Below are 18507 nucleotides of genomic sequence, written 5' to 3' on the forward strand. Positions count from 1 at the left end.
TTTCAAGCCAATCTATTACACCACCTCAATGCCCATGTCTTTGAGCAACTGAAGCGCGATTTCCTTCAGCTTATATTTTTGAATCTTGCCACTGGCAGTCATGGGATACTCATTTACAAAAAAGATGTATTTCGGTATTTTAAAGCGGGCAATTTGTCCGCGGCAAAATTCCTTCACCTCTTCTTCGGTTATGCTTTGCCCATTTTTAAGTTTAATGAAAGCGCCCACCTGTTCTCCATATTTGGGACTGGGGATGCCGACCACTTCCACCGACTCCACCTGGGGCAACTGAAACAAATAATTTTCAATCTCACGTGGATAAATATTCTCTCCTCCGCGAATAATCATGTCTTTAATGCGGCCGGTTATGCGGTAAAAGCCATCAGCAGTTTTTACGGCCAGGTCGCCCGAATGCAGCCAGCCATCTTCATCAATGGCTTTCCGGGTCGCTTCCTCGTTCTTGTAGTAACCCTTCATCACATTGTAGCCACGACAGCAAATTTCGCCCTGCTCTTCTTCCGCGCATTCCTCTCCGGTTTCGGGGTTGACGATTTTCACCTCCACATTGGGCAGCTCAAAACCAACGGTTGTGGCACGAACCTCAGGTGAATTATGGGTGCGGGTGGCGGTCATGCCCGGCGACGTTTCGGTGAGCCCGTAAACAATGATAATGTCTTTGCAGTGCATCTTGGTCATCACCTGGTTCATAGTTTCGATGGGACATAGCGAACCAGCCATGATTCCTGTGCGCAAGGATGTGAGATCGAACATGTCGAACATGGGGTGGTTCAGTTCCGCAATAAACATGGTTGGAACCCCATTCACGGCAGTACATTTTTCTTTTTCGATAGAAGCCAGCACCATCAGCGGATCGAAATTTTCGGTCAGCACCATGGTGGCGCCATGACTCACAATGGCACAAACCGACAATACCGAACCAAAGCAATGAAACAGCGGAACACACACCAACAAACGGTCTTTGGCGGTGAACTTCATACATTGGCCAGCCGAATAGCCGTTGTTTAAAATATTGTAATGCGACAACATCACGCCTTTGGGAAAACCCGTGGTTCCCGAGGTGTATTGCATATTCACCACGTCGTGCGGATCCACGCTCAGCTTGGCGTCTTCCAGCTCCAAATCATCAAGATGTTCGCCCAGCAAAATCAGTTCCGCCGTGTTGAACATGCCGCGGTGTTTTTCCTGTCCAATAAACACCACGCTTTGCAGTTTCGGGAATTGGACTGATTTCAGGTTCCCGCGGGCGTGTGTTTTCAACTCGGGAACTAATTCAAAAATCATGTTCACATAGTCGCTGTCGCGCCAACCGTCAATCAAGCACAGCGTATGAATGTCGGCATCTTTGAGTAAGTACTCCAACTCGGCACGTTTATAATTGGGGTTGATGGTCACCAAAACGGCGCCAATCTTGGCCGTGGCAAACATGAAAGTCAGCCAGTCGGGTACGTTGTTTGCCCAAATGCCTACCTTGTCGCCCACGCCCACGCCGGTGTACATCAAGCCTTTGGCCAGCTTGTCCACCCGGTCGTTAAACTGGCTGTAGGTAAAACGCAAATCCCGATCGGCATAAACAATAAATTCCTGATCGGGTGTTTCATAAGCGTATTTCTCTAAAATTCCGCCGAGCGTGTAATCGAGTAATTGCATGATTTCAATTTTTAGAAAACGAATTGGCTTTTAATAGGGGGCGTAAACAACGGCCAAGATTTTGGCTGCCTGATTGTTGCCGGCATGTACGTTGTGCGACACAATGGAGTCGAGGTAAATGCTGTCGCCTGCACCCAGCTGATACACTTCCTTGCCGTAGTTTATTTCAATTTCACCTTCCAAAACATAGATAAACTCTTCGCCCTCGTGCGACGAAAGCATGTAATCCGATTGTTGTCCGGGTTCAATTTCCACCAAAAAAGGCTCCATGCTTCGGCCCACCTTATCGAAAGCCAGCGACAAAAAGTTCAGGTGCTCGCGCGATCCGTTTTGCTGCGAACTAAACCGAACGCCTTCCTCGTGCTCATTTGCCCTGACGATGGCCGGCCCCAGGTTGCTGCTGTCGTCGAGAAAAGTGCCCAGCCGGACACCCAATGCCCGTGCGATTTTAATGAGCGGAGCCAGCGAAGGAAGAACATCGCCTTTTTCAATTTTTGTAAGCTGATCGGCGTCCAAATGGGTTTTTTCAGCCATTTCCTCAAGGCTTACTTTTTTGGACTCACGTATTTGTTTGATCTTTTTTCCCAGATCGTGTTTCTTTGCCATGCCTGTCGTCTTTAAGTCTGCCCACAAATTTAATTTTATTTTCAAGCCAGTCAAACGCGAAAGCAACAGAAACCGCAAGCTTGGATCAATTAACCAGACATTTAGAATCAATATAAATTTGAAGCCACAATAAAATTTGGTTTAAAAACCGGATCCGGTGGTTATCATCTACTTTTTCTATTTGAGAATCAAAGATCATCAATCAGTAACTTTCGTTTTTCCATCTCAATAATCACGGCATCGACAAATTTGGAGGCCATTATCTTCTGCGCCTGACTGATGCCTACTTTGGTTCCAACCTTGGTGACCATTTTCAGCAGGTATTTTTTCAGCTTGCTTTTTTTTCTGATTCGCCTCACAATGGCGCTCGGATCAGACTGGCTCTCCTTGCTGCGTTCACCATTCATGATATTCTCCAGCACCAGCCCAAAACGATCGGCCATTTTTTCCTCCAGCGCCAACAGCCTCGCCAGGCTTATTTTAACCGAATTGTAATCGATGCCGGCTTCTTCGGGCACCTGCTCCATAAGCATGGCGCTTCCGTCGGCCTTTTCAATAACCCGCATGTCGGGAATAATGGGCAAGAAAAATCCCGTCCCCTCTTTGGCCGCAACTCGAAACCGGTCAACACCCTGGTAACCGAACTTCAGAATCGGGTTGTTTTTTTCCTCGGGAACGCTGAAATATTTTTGAAGAAACAATTGGCAATTGCGCCGGCCCAGCAAAAAATCATGCTCACGAAATTCTTTCTTAAAGAAACCGGCGAAGCCACCCAATCCGCCGCATGCCAAGGCGTAGGGTTGTTTTTCATGATTCTGATAGCGCACCGGCAACACCATAAACCGGGTATAGTTTTCTTCATCGTAAGCTTTCATCAATTCCTCTTCCTTGAACATGAGTTGCTGACGCATGGCGTTCAGCAGTTCGGGCACGGCAAACTTAATGGCATCGAGCGGTTCAGTATCTTCAACCAGTCCTTGATCGCTGGGAAAGGGATCAATCATGATTAAGGTGGAATCGAATGAAGCAGCTGATTTTTCCAGCTCGTAGTTCCGGGCTTCCACTTTTCTTCCTTCGGCCAGCAACTGGTCCTTTTTTCGCCGCTCCAAAATCTGATCTGTCAGTTCGAACGGTTCATTGTTGATCACGCCTCCATCCACATTCACACACAAATAATCGGAGGTCTCATCCAACTGAATTTTATCTTTGGTTTTATTGAGAAGCGGGTTTTCGAGCAAATAACGCGCCTGGCGGTTCACCTTGTGGGGGCTCAGTCCCACAGGAAATGCACCGGTCGCAATGGCGGCATCTTTCAACAAAGCTTTGTTTAGCCCTTCCATGGTGGCAAACGAAAGCGGAATTAATCCATTGCCTTCATATTGGCCGGTTTCCGACAGCTTGAAATGAGCCAAATCCTGATGCCGTGTCATATGGTGAACACTTTCTCCCAACGCTGTGCGAAACTTCAATTGGTAGTTAACGCCGCGCAAGTTGGTTTGTGTGGTCAAAATCTCCAGGTCTTTGGCCACATAAGGCCGGTTAACGGCCGGGTCCTTTGCTGTGGTATCGATAATTCGCGAAGCGACTTTCTCAATAAACCCGGAATTGAATATCGACTTCACCTCGTGGGCCGGATGCTGCCTGACATCATCATCACTGAGCATCTGATCCATCATATCGGAATATTCGGTTTCAGTAAGATTAACCCAAGCATCGTACAGCGGGTTTTCGCTTGTTACCGACGATCGGAAATTGGACGGATTGACGTGTGGGAAAAATTGCTGAACAGCGCAGGAGCTTATGGCAGCAGTCATTCCACCAGCCGAAGCGCCCGTAAGCACTTCAATCGTCACCTCATGTTTGGGAACACCCGGCAAGTTCAGGTCTTTGGCTTTTTGCCAATGCTCCAGGGCTTCAAACAAATAATCAATAACTCCTGCAGTGTAGGCTCCAGCCGAAACAGCACCAGCCATGCAAATACCAATTCGAATTGTCTTTGACTCAGTCATACAATGTTTTTTTAAGGATTAAAACACACCAATTTCAAGCGTGACTTTTTTTTTAGTAGCTGAGTTTCGCTTCAACAAATGGACAATTTAATTTGCTGAATGGTTTTTGAATAAAGATACAATATAAAATACGGACGAGTCAAGTGGTTTGACAGGTTGTCGTTTTGTGGATGGATTTGAAGCAGGGCAGGTGCCTAAAACGAAACGTACGAATCCCGCAGTGTCGTTTAAGCCCGATGGCCATTGAAACTGGGACGATGTACCGTTCGAAGCCCTGCTTGTTGGGTTTTATTGTCTTTCTTAACCAAAGTCAATGGATTCTGCCATCTGGTCCATGTAGCTTTGTGTCAACAATTTTAAAGCTTTGATTATGAAAACAAATGAATTGAATTTATCGACAAAAACATTGGCCAGGACAACAGGATTCTTTTACCTGCTGATTATTACCGGCGGATTGATGAGTGGTATGTTTGTGAGAGAAACATTGATTGATCCCACTGACGCTGCGGTTACCTTGCGTAATATTGTTCAAAACGAATCTTTGTTCAGGTTAGGATTTTTAGGCGATCTGATCATGGTTCTATCTGATGTAATGGTATCCGTGCTTTTCTACTTCCTGCTTGTGAACGTTCACAGAGGACTTGCCATTCTTGCGGCCGTTTTCAGATTAATACAATCATCCGTGCTTGGTGCAAACTTGATCAACCTGTTTAAGCCTATACTGATGATTCAAGGCGCAGATAAGATGTCAACCGAGCAATTGACTCAATTGGGTATTGATGTCATGACCCAGCTACAGGTTTTTGACTATGGTTACTTAATCTCAGGCGTATTCTTTGCGATCAATTGCTTTCTAATGGGAGTCCTTTTGTACAAGTCTGCTGATTTCCCAAAACCAATTGGAATCATGATTTTCATTGCGGGCTTAGGATATTTATTCAATTGTATGGCAAGTTTTATCGTTCCCTCGCTTATCGATATTAGTGCAGTGGTGATGCTATTTACCGCAGTTATTGCTGAATTAACCTTCTGTGCATATCTGTTAATCGTTGGGGTAAGACATAGAAAAAAATTAATAGCCTAAGCAGGTTAAGACTTGTTCCTTTTGGCAATTCGTTTTCGTATTCTACTCAAGGATTCAGGCTGTACCCCTAAGAAAGTAGCTAAATGATATTGAGGAACCCGCTGGAGCAATTCTGGTCGGGTTTCTTGTAACATCAAATATCTTTCTTCTGGATTCTTGGTCAGATAGTTTTGAAGGATTTCTTGTTGTTTGCCAAATTCTTGCTCAATGCTATTTCTGCAGAGGGCTTCAAATTTCGGGTGCTGACTATAAAGTTTTTGTTCATTGTCGAAACTTAAAACCGCCAAAGTGGAATCTTCAATGCATTCAAAATAATGATTTGCAGGAGTTCTATTGAGATAGCTTAATAGTGATGCGATTGGATCACCTTCAACAAAGAATTGAGTGGTTCTTTCTTCACCATTTAAAATTTGATAGGAACGAACACATCCTTTGATGGTAAAGTAGCATTCTTTTGCAATTTTTCCTTCTTCCAGAAGAAGTTGGCCTTTCTGAAATTTTCTGATGGGGATTAAGGTATCAACTACTTCTATTTCTTCAGGAGAAAGCGACATTTCATTTGCAATCAGATCAGATATCTTTAATTCCATGATGCTTTGTTTTTATAAAACCCAAGGGGTGCACTTTGACCAGCGGCACAGTGCGGACGATGGACCTCCACCCTTACAAAAATTGATGCCGGCCAGACACTTTCAGGCATAGCCTGGACCCGATATGGATAATTCGCGTTTTTAACTGAGCCCGCCTTTGGCGGAGAGTCGGAACCAAAGTTATTGATTATTGCGAAATTGAGGGGCATGTTTCACATTTCAATATCAATAGGACAAAAAAAGAAATAAACCGACTGCAGTCTTTCCGGGCAGGAGTTTCTGTTTTTTGAAATGAAAAATGGGATGATTTTCTTATCCATCCGAATATTGAACGGACGGGTGATCATGGCTCACCTTTGGGCACAAAAAAACCTCTGAAGCACGCTTCAAAGGTTTTTAATATCGATTCGAAATCCCTGATCTATTATGCTTTGTCGAGTTGATCGGGTTCCAAAATGTCTTTGTCAACCAGAATTCGGCCGCAGTACTCGCAAACGATGATCTTTTTGCGGTTGGCGATGTCCATTTGGCGCTGTGGCGGAATTTTATTGAAACAACCACCGCAGGCGTCACGCTGAACAGTAACCACCGACAAGCCGTTACGGGCATTTTTGCGGATACGTTTGAAAGCGGTGAGCAAACGAGGTTCGATCATGTTTTCAATTTTCTCCGATTTTGCTTTCAGCTTTTCTTCTTCAATCTTGGTTTCAGCTGTAATCTCTTCCAGTTCCGCTTTCTTGCGTTCCAAATCTTCCTGGCGCTCAGCTAGCAGTATTTTCGAAGAATCAATGGCTTCCTTTTTTGAGGCCAGCTCAGCCGAGAATTCCTTGATGCGTTTTTCGGAAAGTTCAATCTCCAGGTGTTGGAATTCAATCTCCTTGTTCAACGAGTCATATTCGCGGTTGTTGCGAACATTGTTTTGTTGTTCGGTGTACTTTGCAATTAAAGCTTCCGATTCTTTGATGGCAGCTTTCCGGTTGGTAATTGATGTTTCAAGCGTTTTGATATCGTCGCTGTAATTGCTTACGCGCGTAGTCAAGCCGGTGATGTCATCTTCCAGATCCTGCACCTCCAGCGGAAGTTCTCCGCGAAGCGTCTTAATTTTGTCAATATCAGAAACAACTGTTTGTAACTCAAAAAGTGCTTTTAGCTTGTCACTAATTGGAACTGATTTGTCTTCTTGGTACTGTGTATTCATATTTGAATGCTCTAATTTTCTTTGTTAAACCAGGTAGTTTACCGGGTTGGTATTCACCTCGGATAAACGGATTGCAAATTTAGGGAATTTTTTTGTAAGTAATTCATAAAAAACTTCTTTAGTGAATTGCTCACTTTCAAAATGGCCAATATCGGCCAATACAATTTTGCCTTCGGCTTCAAAAAACTGGTGGTATTTTAAATCGGCGGTTACAAAAACGTCCGCTTTGGCGCCAATCGCTTGCTGGATTAGTGAACTTCCCGAGCCTCCGCAAACGGCTACTTTTTTTACTTTTTGACTTCGCAACGAACTGTGTTTAACGACTGCGGCGCCAAAGACTTTCCGGGTCATGCGGAGGAATTTTTTTTCGTCCATGGCTTTCGGAAGTTCACCCACCATGCCAATTCCCACTTGCGGGTTGACATTGTCGAGTGGGTAGATGTCGTAAGCCACTTCTTCGTAAGGGTGTGCTTCAATTAAAGCTTGAATCACTTTGTTCTGTAGGTGTTTGGGAAAGATGGTTTCGAATCGAAGTTCGTTTTCGTAATGAATTTGCCCGGGTTTTCCCACAAAAGGTTGGGTGTTTTCGCTGCCCCGGAAGCTCCCTTTGCCGGGCATGGTGTAAGCGCACGAGTCATAGTTTCCAATGTGTCCGGCGCCGGCACTAAAAATTGCCTGCTGTACGTGTCCGGCCTGTTCAAAAGGAATGAAGGTGACCAGTTTTTTTAAATGTCCGGATATTGGCGACAGCACCTGACAATTTTCAAGCCCCAACTTGTCGCAAATCTTGCTGTTCACCCCGCCATGGATGCTGTCCAGGTTGGTGTGCGACGCGTAAATGGCCAGGTTGTGTTGAATGGCTTTGATGACGCAGCGCTCTACTTCGTTTTTTCCGGTCAGCTTTTTTAGTCCGCCAAAAATTAAAGGATGGTGCGCAATGATCAGGTTGCTTTTTGTTGCAATGGCCTCGTCTATAATGCTTTCGGTGACATCCAAGGTGATGAGTGCCTGTTTGATTTCTTGCTCCGGGTTCCCAACCAGCAAGCCCGCATTGTCATACGACTCCTGGTAGGCGAGTGGCGCAACCGATTCGAGGTATTTTGTAATTTCCTTCAGTTTCATGTCCTGTAATTCCAGTTTTCAATTTTCCGTTCGCAAATCTCTCAATATCTAACTAACCAGTATCTAGCATCTGGCATCCAGCATCCAGTATCTAACCCATCTCCTCTTTCATCTCAACCAGCATTTGTCGGATTGTTTTCAGCCGGTCAACCAATTCGTGTTTGTCCAGCGTATCTTGTTTATTGTCTTTCAGTTTTTGTTTGGCACCTTTAATGGTCAGTCCGCGTTCTTTTACCAGGTGGTGAATGAGCTTGAGGTTTTGAATGTCTTCTTTGGTAAACAGGCGGTTGCCTTTTTTATTCTTTTTTGGTTTGAGAATGTCGAATTCATTTTCCCAAAAACGAATGTGCGAGGTGTTGACCTGAAACATGTCGGCCACTTCGCCAATCGAATAAAAGACTTTTTCTATTTTGGGTTGTTTGTAAGGCACAGCTTGCCGGCTTAGTCGTACGATTGTCCCATGTTCGACGAGATGGCGATCATCTTCTCGTATTCCTGCGGAGTGAGGTCCTTGAAATAGAAGTATTGCGGATTAACGGCTTTCCCGTTTTTATGTACTTCGTAGTGAAGGTGCGGTCCTGACGAGGTTCCGGCATTGCCCACATAGCCAATTACGTTACCACGTTTTACTTTCTGTCCTTCTTTTACATTGAATTCGTTCAGGTGTCCGTACAGGGTTTCGTAGCCAAACCCATGGTCAATCACAATCCAGCGGCCAAAGCCGGTGCGTGCACTTTTCACTTCCTTTACAATGCCATCGCCTGTTGCATAAATCTCCGTACCAACCGGAGCTGTAAAGTCCATGCCATAGTGGAACCGGCGGATTTTATAAATGGGGTGAATCCGAAATCCCCAGCCTGATGCGGTCCGGTTTAAATCTTTGTTTGAAACAGGCATGATCGCCGGAATGCTTGACAGCATTTCCTCTTTGTCAAGCGCCAGTTTCAACACTTCGTCGTACGATTTGGATTGGATATAAGCTTCTTTGGCCACTACGTCCAGCTTGCGGGCTGTTTTAATGACCAATTCTGAATTCTCCAGACTTTCGAGCTGCGAATATTTGTTCACCCCGCCGAAACCTGCTTTCCGAACGGAATTGGGAATGGGGTCGGCTTCAAAAATAATACGGTATAAGTTATCGTCGCGATGCTGAATGTCCGTCAGCACGTCTTCAATGCTTTCCAGGTTTTGATACATCAACTCGTACTGCGATAACAGCCGACGGTTTTCACGTTTCAAACTGCGCATCTTTGGCGTCTCATAAAACTGAAGAAAAACCACAGTCATGATGATACTTGCCAGGATGCTGGTGGTGCTGAACAGTAAAAAACGATGGATCTTCGATTTTAAGTTGCGTTCAACCTTGTCGTAGCTGAGTGTTTCGGGGTTGAATTTATACTTAACTTTAGCCATAGAAAACAATTTCTTTTTTTCGAAATGTAACAAATTTAAGGATTTAATCTAACTTTGCAAGACTTAAAAAACCGAGCAAATCGACTACAAAACGCAAAAGTAGTTTATTTATTGGGTTGATGGGTTTAATAAACTTGCAATCAAGTGTTTTTTAACAAATTTTAAACGTATCTGCAATCGACTTAGCTTCCGTTTTATTGAGAAGGAGTCAGGCGATGTTTCATGTGTATGGCACTTGGCCTGAGCAACAGTGAAGAGTCTTAAATTGAAAATGTAATTATATGAATTCCAAAGCAATCAGGAAAGCCTTCCTGGATTTTTTTATTTCAAAGCAACATACCATAGTCGATTCGGCCCCCATGGTGGTGAAAAATGATCCGACCCTCATGTTTACCAACGCGGGCATGAATCAATTCAAAGATATTTTTTTGGGAAACCAGCCTGCTAAATCGGTCAGGGTAGCCGATACTCAGAAGTGCTTACGGGTTTCGGGAAAACACAACGATCTGGAAGAAGTGGGGCATGATACCTATCACCACACCATGTTCGAAATGCTGGGCAACTGGTCGTTCGACGATTATTTCAAGGAAGACGCCATCAATTGGGCCTGGGAATTTTTGCATGAGAAAATGGGCATTGCCGCCGACCGGATGTATGCCACGGTGTTTGAAGGAAGCCCTGATGACAAGCTTGAATTGGACGAAGAAGCGAAAGCCATGTGGTTGAAGCACTTGCCAAAAGAACAGGTGTTGCATGGTAATAAAAAAGATAATTTTTGGGAAATGGGCGATACCGGCCCCTGCGGCCCTTGTTCCGAAATTCATGTGGATTTGCGTGATGATGACGAACGGGCGAAAAAGCCAGGCGCCGAACTGGTTAACCAGGATCACCCGCTGGTGATTGAAATCTGGAATCTGGTGTTTATTCAGTTTAACCGGAAAGCCGATGGCCGTTTGGAAGAACTGCCTGCCAAACATGTCGATACAGGCATGGGCTTCGAACGCTTGTGCATGGTCTTGCAGGGCAAGAAATCGAACTACGATACGGATGTTTTTCAAACGGTCATTGCCAAATTGGCCAGACTGTGCGGAAAAAAATATGGCGAAAGCGAAAAAGCGGACATCGCCATGCGCGTGATTGCCGACCACTTGCGGGCCATCGCGTTTGCCATTGCCGATGGACAATTGCCTTCGAACAATAAGGCGGGTTATGTCATTCGCCGGATTTTGCGTCGTGCGGTGCGTTATGGCTATACGTTCCTGAATTTCCGCGAAGCATTCATCTACCAGCTGGTGGAAACGCTGAAAGAAAATATGGGCGATGCCTTTCCCGAACTCAGTTCGCAGCAGGTGCTGATCGAAAAGGTAATCAAAGAAGAGGAAGAGAGCTTTTTGCGGACTTTGGAAACAGGCATTCGCTTGCTGGACGAGGAAATGAGCCAGGCGAAAAAAACCGGGACAATGGAAGTGTCAGGGAAAAACGCCTTCGAATTATACGACACCTTTGGCTTTCCATTGGATTTGACCGAGCTGATCCTGCGCGAAAATGGCTTGACCGTGAATCGGGCGGAGTTCGATTCGGAAATGGAAAAACAGAAAAGTCGTTCGCGGAATGCTGCCGCCCAGGAAACCAGCGACTGGGTGGAGCTCAAGAAAATTGACGAAGTGGAATTTCTGGGGTACACCACGCTTGAGGCCGACATTGAGATTGCCCGCTACCGCAAAGTCAAACAAAAAGATAAGGAGTTCTATCACCTGGTTTTCGACCAGACCCCGTTTTATGGCGAGTCGGGCGGACAGGTTGGCGACACGGGCTACATCGAAGCCAACGGTGTCAAGACAAGTATCATTGATACGCAAAAGGAAAATAACCTGATTGTGCACATCGCCAAAGAATTGCCTGCCGATCCAACGGCAACTTTCAAAGCGGTGGTGAGCAATCACAAACGCAAGCTGACTGCCAACAACCACACGGCCACGCACTTGCTCGATCAGGCTTTGCGCGAAATCCTGGGCACGCATGTCGAGCAAAAAGGCTCGCTGGTGAATGCCGATCATCTGCGGTTCGACTTTGCGCATTTCCAGAAAGTGTCGAAAGAAGAATTGATGCAGATTCAAAATCGGGTGAACGAGTTAATCCGGCAGAACTTTCACCAGGAAGAAAAGCAGGATGTGGCTTTTGCCGAAGCACAGGAAATGGGGGCCATCGCCTTGTTTGGCGAGAAGTATGGCGATCATGTGCGGGTCATAAAATTTGGCGATTCGGTTGAGCTGTGCGGAGGAACACACGTGCCGGCCACTGGACAAATCGGCCAGTTTATTATCACTTCCGAAAGTGCTATTTCGGCCGGTGTACGCCGGATCGAAGCGATTACTGCTGATAAAGCTGAAGCGTTCATCAATAAAAATATGGATGAGCTGCACGAAGTTCGCGGCCTGTTCAACAATACCAAAAACCTGAAAAAGTCGGTTGAAGACTTGCTGGACGAGAACGCCAAGTTGAAAAAGCAATTGGAGGCTTTTGAAAAGCAAGCTGCAGCCGGCGTGAAAGACGAGTTGAAAAAGCAAGTTTCATCAATCAACGGCATCAATGTGATTGCCGAGAAAGTAGCGTTGGATTCGCCCCAAGCCATTAAGGACTTGGCTTTTCAACTGAAAGGCGAAGTGGATAACTTGTTCCTGGTACTGGGCGCCGAAATTGATGGCAAACCCAGCCTGAGCATCATGATTGCCGACAAGCTGGTGAAGGAAAAAGGTCTGAATGCCGGACAGATTGTTCGCGAAGCAGCCAAAGAAATGAAAGGCGGCGGCGGTGGTCAACCTTTTTACGCGACCGCCGGTGGCAAAGATGTCTCGGGTATCGACGCGGCAATTGCCAAGGCCAAATCGTTTGTCAATTAAAAAGGAGGTCGAAACAAACAACATATAAAACGGTTCCATCGGTTCATTCCGGTGGAACCTTTTTTATTCTGCTTCGTGAAAAGCGGCAATCAGCTCGCGTGCTTTTTGTTGATCTTCTTTGTTGATGATCACTTCAACGGGCTCAAAGCCACCAGCCGAAACCTGCCAGGGTGCAATACTACCCATGAGTTTGTTGCTGATGAGCGTAACAATGCCCTGATCGTTTAATAATTGGTTGATCATCTCGGCATCAATGGGTTTACCACTAAAAATGACCATGGTCTCCGAATCGGGTGTTTTTTATCATGATGGGCTATTTGATGATTACTACTGTCGAACAAGCTTGCTCTTCCGGCATGCTTACTTCCGGGCTTCCGGGTTTTTGCAGGTGCTTAGGCCAAAAGGCGCATAGAGCGGACAAAAACTGACCATGCTGGTGAGCAAAAACACACAGGCAAGAATCAGCAGGATTAATCCCAATGTGCCGGCGATAACATTGGTGAGGTAGAGGACTGCGATCAAAACTGCTACAATTGCGCGGATCACACGATCCGCCATTCCCATATTTTTTCTCATCTTTTTTATTTTTGTGAGTTATGCTTTTCTACTCACAGAATCGGGTTTGGGTTTCAACCTGCAAGGTCAACTTCTACCGGACCTTGATCCGGTTTCAGTGAATCTGATAAACCAAAAATCTCAATAAGTGTTAATGTGGTAGTTATTTTGAGAGAAGGATTTTTTTACTCCGGTCATTAAGTCTATTTTCACTTTTTTTTAATAAAGACGCGCTCGATGAAAAGAATATATCAATTTCTGGTTTCCACATCTTTTATGGGATTTTTGTTGCTGGTCATGGCTTTTTCCATGGCGATTGCCACGTTTGTTGAAAGCAGTTACGGCACGCCCGCGGCCAAGGCGCTGGTTTACAATACCCACTGGTTCGAATTGGTTTTTTTACTGCTCGGAATAAGTTTAATCCACAATTTTTTGAAATATCGTCAGTACACCATGAAGAAGCTGACAGTCGGCATTTTTCACTTATCATTTATTGTGATTGTGATTGGTGCGGGCATTACCCGCTACATCAGTTTTGAAGGGATGATGCATATTCGCGAGGGCGAAAGCGCCGACCACATTGTGTCGAGCGATTCCTATTTTACGGTGGAGGCCAACGGGCAGGAAGTCACGGAGCGGGTTCTGTTTTCGGAGTTGAGTCCCAAAGAATTCAGCGAAAAAATGGAGATTGATGGCCAGTCAGTTCGAATCAAGTCTGTTGGTTTTGTGAAAGACGCGGTGCGAACACCTGTTGAAAGCCACTCGGGCGACCCGGTCGTCGATTTTGTGATTTCAGCAGGCGAGGGCATGGAGAACTTTACCTTTGGCAAAGGCCAGCTGGTGAATCTTGGGCCAGCTACCGTGGGTTTCGAAGGACAGGCTGACGTTCGTTTTGAACAGGAAGGTTCGCAGTTGTTTATTGTGGCCGACCGCGACATGGAAATTCGTTCCATGGCAGGTGGCGAACCTGAATTGGTGCCTGCCGGAACGCGTTCGGAAGTGAAGTTGATGCACCTCTACGCTTTTGATGGCTACTTGGTTTTGGTTAAGAAATTCTTCGAAAAAGCGGCTTTGCGTGTAGCCAAAGGCAGCCCGGAAAGTTCGAATGAAGATGCGGTGATTGTGGAAATTTCTGACGGAGAGCGTCAGGCCATCGTCAATGTTTTTGGACGTGCCGGACAGATTGGCGATCCGGTGACTTACCTGGTAGGCAATACTCCGGTCAAACTCACCTACGGCTCCAAACCGGTTCATCTGCCTTTCAGTTTGAAGTTACATGATTTTCAATTGGAGCGTTATATCGGTTCCGAAAGTCCGTCGTCATTTGCCAGCGAAATACAATTGCTGGATCCGGAGCGCGATGTCAAGCGCGATGTGCGAATTTTCATGAATAACACCTTGCAATACCGCGGCTATCGTTTCTACCAGTCGTCGTACGATCAGGACGAGGGGGGAACGATTTTATCAGTAAACAAAGATTTTTGGGGCACGATGGTCACCTATCTGGGATACTTGCTTTTGACCGTGGGCATGATTCTGTCTCTGTTCAATAAAAACTCCTATTTCCAATTTTTGGTGCGTCACCTGAAAATGTCAGGAAAGGCAAAAATGGCTGTTGTCATGCTGGGCTTGTTGTTTGCCGGCAATCAGAGTATGGCACAAAGTCCGAGTACAGCGGGAATTCCTCGTTTGGATGAGCAGCTGGTTGAAGATTTTTCGCAGTTGTGGGTGCATGGCCGCGATGGACGGATTGAGCCCATGTCAACCTTGTCGAGCGAAATTCTGCGTAAGTTGAGCCGTAAGTCAACGCTCAATGGCATGTCATCGGATGAAGTGGTGCTGAGCATGCACCTTTTTCCTGAGCTTTGGCGGTCGGTTCAGTTTATTAAAATTGATAAGGAAATTGCCGCGTCCATTGGGCTTCAGGATAAATATGCCCGGGTAATTGATTTATTTGATTTGGATGGAAACTACCGGATTACAGAGCAGGTTCGTGCTGCTTTTGCCAAAGCACCGGCTTTTCGGAGTAAGCTGGACAAGGAATACATCTTTTTAGACGAACGGATTAACATCAGTTTTATGGTTTTTAAAGGCGATTTGCTGACTTTCTTTCCTCCGGAAAACCAAACCGATGCCTGGTGGGCGGTGGGTAGCAACCCGACCGGCTATCCGGCCGCCGACTCCCTGTTCGTGAATCGAAGCTTTAACCTGTTGGCCGATGGCGTTAAATCGGACAGCGACATCCAGCCCAGGCAGATTATTTCTACGGTAGCTGCTTTTCAGGAAAAATTTGGCGCTGGAATCTTGCCTTCGGAACAACAAAAATCTGCGGAAATGCTGTATAACAAATACCAGCCTTTCAAGCGGGTTTTCCCTTGGTATCTGCTGGTTGGTTTTGTTTTGCTGATCATTCTTTTCGTGAATATTTTCCGCCAAAAACCCATGCATAAAATAACCCGATACAGTTTTAGCGGATTGATTTATTTGGGCTTTTTGATACACACCGTGGGATTGATCGTTCGGTGGTACATTTCAGGCCGAGCACCTTGGAGCAACGGTTACGAGTCGATGATTTATGTGGCTTGGGCCGCGATGCTGTCGGGTATTATTTTCGGAAGAAAGTACCCGATGGTTTTAGGCACCGCTGCAATCTTATCGGGAATCACCTTGTTTGTGGCTCATCTTAACTGGATGAACCCGGAGATTACGCCGCTGGTTCCGGTGCTGAAATCGTACTGGCTCATGATTCACGTCTCCATTATTACGGCCAGCTATGGCTTTCTTGGCTTGAGCGCTTTTCTGGGTATTTTGGTGCTGGTGTTGTATGCCATCATGAAAAAAAGTAACCAGAAAAATGTGGACCACTTCATCGATCAGTTGACCACCATCAGTGAGCTTTCGGCCACGATTGGGCTGTATATGTTGACGATCGGAACTTTTCTTGGCGGCATCTGGGCCAACGAAAGTTGGGGCCGCTACTGGGGCTGGGATCCCAAGGAAACCTGGGCTTTGATTACGGCCGTGATTTATGCGTTTATCGTTCACATGCGTTTGATTCCCTCGCTTCGGGGCCGGTACAACTATAACCTGGCCACGGTGATAGCCTTTACTTCGGTGCTCATGACCTATTTTGGAGTCAACTACTTTTTATCGGGTCTGCATTCCTACGGCAAGGGTTCCGCAGATGGAATTCACTGGGCTGTTTATGCGTCCGTAGGCGCGATCACCCTCTTGGCGATCTGGTCATACATCAATTACAAGAAGTTTGAGGAAATCGCAGAATAGAATGTCGAATTCAAATAGTCAATTTTTGCTTTGCCAACATGAAGGTATTGAAGGAATTGCTGTTATTTTAAATGATTCTAAATAAGTTTGTTCTTTCGTGGAATAGATTAATGTCAATAGGTCTAGATGCTTGAAATGTTAACTTTGCCCGGTTCACAAGGTTTTAACTAAATCAATAAACATGGGAAAAGATGTGAAGCGGACCTTCGACATTCTTGATTTATGTGCAAAGAACTACCCCCGCGAAGATGCCCTGGGCGGAAAAGCCAATGGCAAATGGTACACGTACTCCACTGCTGAATACAAGGAAAAGTCTCACGAGTTTGCGATGGGCATGTTGGCGCTTGGGCTTCAGCCAGGCGACAAGGTTGCCACGGTAACGACCAACCGGCCGGAATGGAACTTCGTCGATATGGGCCTGGCGATGGCCGGACTGGTGCATGTGCCCATTTATCCAACCATTGGCGAAGAGGAATACAGCTACATTTTGGAGCACGCCGAAGTGAAGTACGTGATTGTTGGCGATAAAAAGCTGTTCGAAAAAATCAATCCGGTAGCGCAGGCCATCGCATCAATTCAAGCCATGTATGCTTTTGACGATTTCGACGGGTGCAAACACTTTCGCGAAATCATGGAACTGGGGAAAGCAAATGAGGGCGAGTGGGCGGCAAAGCTGGAAGAGATCAAGAACGCGGTGGGACCGGACGATTTGGCTACCATTATTTATACTTCGGGAACAACGGGTGTTCCGAAAGGAGTGATGCTCACCCAGGAAAATCTGGTTTCCAACTTCACCACCCATGCCAAGATGCACGATCTGGGCGTGGGACACCGGGTCATCAGTTTCCTGCCGCTTTGCCATGTGTACGAACGAAGCGTGAATTATCACTTCCAATACAAGGGCATGGGGGTTTATTACGTTGGGAATCTGGGACAGATTGTAGCTGCCATTAAAGAGATTAAGCCGCACATGTTTAACTCGGTTCCACGTTTGTTGGAGCGGGTGTATGATGGTTTTGTGTCGAAAGGGAACGAGCTAACCGGAATAAAAAAGGTCATCTATTTTTGGGCGTTGAGCCTGACCCGCCACTTCGAATACAATAAGAAATACAACCTTTTTGTAAGGATTCAGATTCGATTGGCCGATAAACTGATTTATTCAAAATGGCGCGAAGCTTTGGGCAACAACATTGTGTATGTGGTGTCGGGTGGTGCGGCGCTTCAACCCCGGATTGCGCGTGTTTTGGGCATGGCGGGCATGCTCACCTTGGAAGGTTACGGACTCACCGAAACCTCGCCGGTTATCGCCGTGAATAATCCGGCTTTGAAAGAAATGAAAATTGGTACCGTTGGACCGGTGTTGGATGGAGTTGAAGTGAAAATTGCTGATGATGGCGAAATTTTGTGCAAGGGCCCTTCGGTAATGAAAGGCTACTACAAGGCACCGGATCTAACCGCGGAGGTGATTGACGAAGACGGTTGGTTTCATACCGGAGATATTGGCGTACTTGAGGCGGGGAAATACCTGAAAATTACCGATCGGAAGAAGGAGATGTTTAAAATGTCGGGCGGAAAGTACATCGCCCCGCAAATGATTGAGAATAAGCTGAAGGAATCTTTTTTCATTGAGCAGGCCATGGTCATTGGCGAAAATGAAAAGTTTGCCAGCGCACTGATTTCTCCCAATTTTGAGTACCTGCATGACTGGTGTTCGCAGCATAAAATTCATTTCCGCGACAACGAAGATTTGGTTCAAAAGAAAGAAGTGGTCGCACAACTTTTTAAAGAAGTGGCGGTCATTAATAAAACGCTGGGACAGCATGAAGAGATCAAGCGTTTTCGGCTGGTTTGTGAAGAATGGACCCCGCAAAGCGGTGAGTTGTCGCCAACCTTGAAACTGAAACGCAATGTGGTCAGCAAAAAATACCAGCACATTATCGACGAAATCTACTCTTCGAAGCTCAACAATGGGGGCAACGGGCTGAAGTTTCCACGAGTCAAGGTGAACCTTCGTTTCGACATGAATGAATTGCTCAAAAAACTGAAAATATGATTTGAAAAAATAAAAGGCCATCGA

General features: G+C 45.9%; 14 protein-coding genes. 4 read left to right on the forward strand and 10 right to left on the reverse strand.

The genetic code is table 11. The annotated features are described in order from the left end of the window. Positions 1 to 15: 15 nt before the first annotated feature. From NC99_RS19840 to NC99_RS19850, 3 genes are all read right to left on the reverse strand, one after another. Entirely contained in the window at positions 16 to 1668 is a 1653-nt protein-coding gene (locus NC99_RS19840) for an AMP-binding protein (protein ID WP_053188139.1), read from the reverse strand. A gap of 30 nt (positions 1669 to 1698) precedes the next feature. Beyond that, a complete protein-coding gene (locus tag NC99_RS19845; protein WP_053188143.1) occupies positions 1699 to 2274 on the reverse strand; it encodes a helix-turn-helix domain-containing protein in 576 nt (191 codons plus the stop codon). Positions 2275 to 2462: 188 nt separating this feature from the next. After that, positions 2463 to 4283 carry a patatin-like phospholipase family protein gene (locus tag NC99_RS19850; protein WP_082326603.1) on the reverse strand — a complete coding sequence of 607 codons (1821 nt, stop codon included), beginning with the start codon at positions 4281 to 4283 and terminating at the stop codon, positions 2463 to 2465. 370 nt (positions 4284 to 4653) lie between these two features. Between NC99_RS19850 and NC99_RS19855 the strand changes: the two genes are divergently transcribed. Then, a complete protein-coding gene (locus NC99_RS19855) occupies positions 4654 to 5367 on the forward strand; it encodes a DUF4386 domain-containing protein (protein WP_053188149.1) in 714 nt (237 codons plus the stop codon). Positions 5368 to 5372: 5 nt separating this feature from the next. Here the strand turns inward: NC99_RS19855 and NC99_RS19860 are convergent, their stop codons facing one another. The 5 genes from NC99_RS19860 to NC99_RS19885 form a co-directional block, all read right to left on the reverse strand. Further along, positions 5373 to 5957 carry a Crp/Fnr family transcriptional regulator gene (locus tag NC99_RS19860; RefSeq protein WP_053188152.1) on the reverse strand — a complete coding sequence of 195 codons (585 nt, stop codon included), beginning with the start codon at positions 5955 to 5957 and terminating at the stop codon, positions 5373 to 5375. Positions 5958 to 6381: 424 nt separating this feature from the next. Further along, complete coding sequence (locus NC99_RS19870; RefSeq protein ID WP_053188160.1) at positions 6382 to 7155, reverse strand: zinc ribbon domain-containing protein; 774 nt, start codon at positions 7153 to 7155, stop codon at positions 6382 to 6384. 24 nt (positions 7156 to 7179) lie between these two features. Next, positions 7180 to 8277, reverse strand: a complete 1098-nt coding sequence (locus NC99_RS19875; protein ID WP_053188163.1) for a Nif3-like dinuclear metal center hexameric protein — start codon at positions 8275 to 8277, stop codon at positions 7180 to 7182. Between the two features lie 91 nt (positions 8278 to 8368). After that, positions 8369 to 8707, reverse strand: a complete 339-nt coding sequence (locus tag NC99_RS19880) for a MerR family transcriptional regulator (protein WP_053188166.1) — start codon at positions 8705 to 8707, stop codon at positions 8369 to 8371. Positions 8708 to 8718: 11 nt separating this feature from the next. Then, entirely contained in the window at positions 8719 to 9690 is a 972-nt protein-coding gene (locus NC99_RS19885; RefSeq protein ID WP_053188168.1) for a M23 family metallopeptidase, read from the reverse strand. Between the two features lie 281 nt (positions 9691 to 9971). On the opposite strand from NC99_RS19885, the gene alaS reads away from it, so the two are divergent. Then, entirely contained in the window at positions 9972 to 12590 is a 2619-nt protein-coding gene (alaS, locus tag NC99_RS19890; RefSeq protein WP_053188171.1) for an alanine--tRNA ligase, read from the forward strand. A 63-nt stretch (positions 12591 to 12653) separates the two neighbouring features. Here alaS and NC99_RS19895 read toward each other — a convergent pair whose 3' ends face one another. Together NC99_RS19895 and NC99_RS19900 are read right to left on the reverse strand one after the other, a co-directional pair. Continuing rightward, complete coding sequence (locus tag NC99_RS19895; protein WP_053188175.1) at positions 12654 to 12869, reverse strand: putative signal transducing protein; 216 nt, start codon at positions 12867 to 12869, stop codon at positions 12654 to 12656. An 81-nt stretch (positions 12870 to 12950) separates the two neighbouring features. Further along, entirely contained in the window at positions 12951 to 13166 is a 216-nt protein-coding gene (locus NC99_RS19900; protein WP_053188178.1) for a YgaP family membrane protein, read from the reverse strand. A 216-nt stretch (positions 13167 to 13382) separates the two neighbouring features. Here NC99_RS19900 and ccsB point away from each other — a divergent pair, with 216 nt between their 5' ends. Then, a complete protein-coding gene (ccsB, locus tag NC99_RS19905) occupies positions 13383 to 16430 on the forward strand; it encodes a c-type cytochrome biogenesis protein CcsB (RefSeq protein ID WP_053188181.1) in 3048 nt (1015 codons plus the stop codon). A gap of 181 nt (positions 16431 to 16611) precedes the next feature. Next, the gene (locus NC99_RS19910) at positions 16612 to 18483 is read left to right on the forward strand and encodes an AMP-dependent synthetase/ligase (RefSeq protein ID WP_082326604.1); all 1872 of its coding nucleotides are present in this window, start codon (positions 16612 to 16614) and stop codon (positions 18481 to 18483) included. Positions 18484 to 18507 lie beyond the last annotated feature (24 nt).

Origin of the sequence: Sunxiuqinia dokdonensis, assembly GCF_001270965.1 — a bacterium.
Lineage (GTDB): Bacteria > Bacteroidota > Bacteroidia > Bacteroidales > Prolixibacteraceae > Sunxiuqinia > Sunxiuqinia dokdonensis.

Coding starts and splice junctions, on each gene's coding strand:
- NC99_RS19840 (WP_053188139.1), bottom strand. CDS start 1,668: ATGCAATTACTCGATTACACGCTCGGCGGAATTTTAGAGAAATACGCT.
- NC99_RS19845 (WP_053188143.1), bottom strand. CDS start 2,274: ATGGCAAAGAAACACGATCTGGGAAAAAAGATCAAACAAATACGTGAG.
- NC99_RS19850 (WP_082326603.1), bottom strand. CDS start 4,283: ATGACTGAGTCAAAGACAATTCGAATTGGTATTTGCATGGCTGGTGCT.
- NC99_RS19855 (WP_053188149.1), top strand. CDS start 4,654: ATGAAAACAAATGAATTGAATTTATCGACAAAAACATTGGCCAGGACA.
- NC99_RS19860 (WP_053188152.1), bottom strand. CDS start 5,957: ATGGAATTAAAGATATCTGATCTGATTGCAAATGAAATGTCGCTTTCT.
- NC99_RS19870 (WP_053188160.1), bottom strand. CDS start 7,155: ATGAATACACAGTACCAAGAAGACAAATCAGTTCCAATTAGTGACAAG.
- NC99_RS19875 (WP_053188163.1), bottom strand. CDS start 8,277: ATGAAACTGAAGGAAATTACAAAATACCTCGAATCGGTTGCGCCACTC.
- NC99_RS19885 (WP_053188168.1), bottom strand. CDS start 9,690: ATGGCTAAAGTTAAGTATAAATTCAACCCCGAAACACTCAGCTACGAC.
- alaS (WP_053188171.1), top strand. CDS start 9,972: ATGAATTCCAAAGCAATCAGGAAAGCCTTCCTGGATTTTTTTATTTCA.
- NC99_RS19895 (WP_053188175.1), bottom strand. CDS start 12,869: ATGGTCATTTTTAGTGGTAAACCCATTGATGCCGAGATGATCAACCAA.
- NC99_RS19900 (WP_053188178.1), bottom strand. CDS start 13,166: ATGAGAAAAAATATGGGAATGGCGGATCGTGTGATCCGCGCAATTGTA.
- ccsB (WP_053188181.1), top strand. CDS start 13,383: ATGAAAAGAATATATCAATTTCTGGTTTCCACATCTTTTATGGGATTT.
- NC99_RS19910 (WP_082326604.1), top strand. CDS start 16,612: ATGGGAAAAGATGTGAAGCGGACCTTCGACATTCTTGATTTATGTGCA.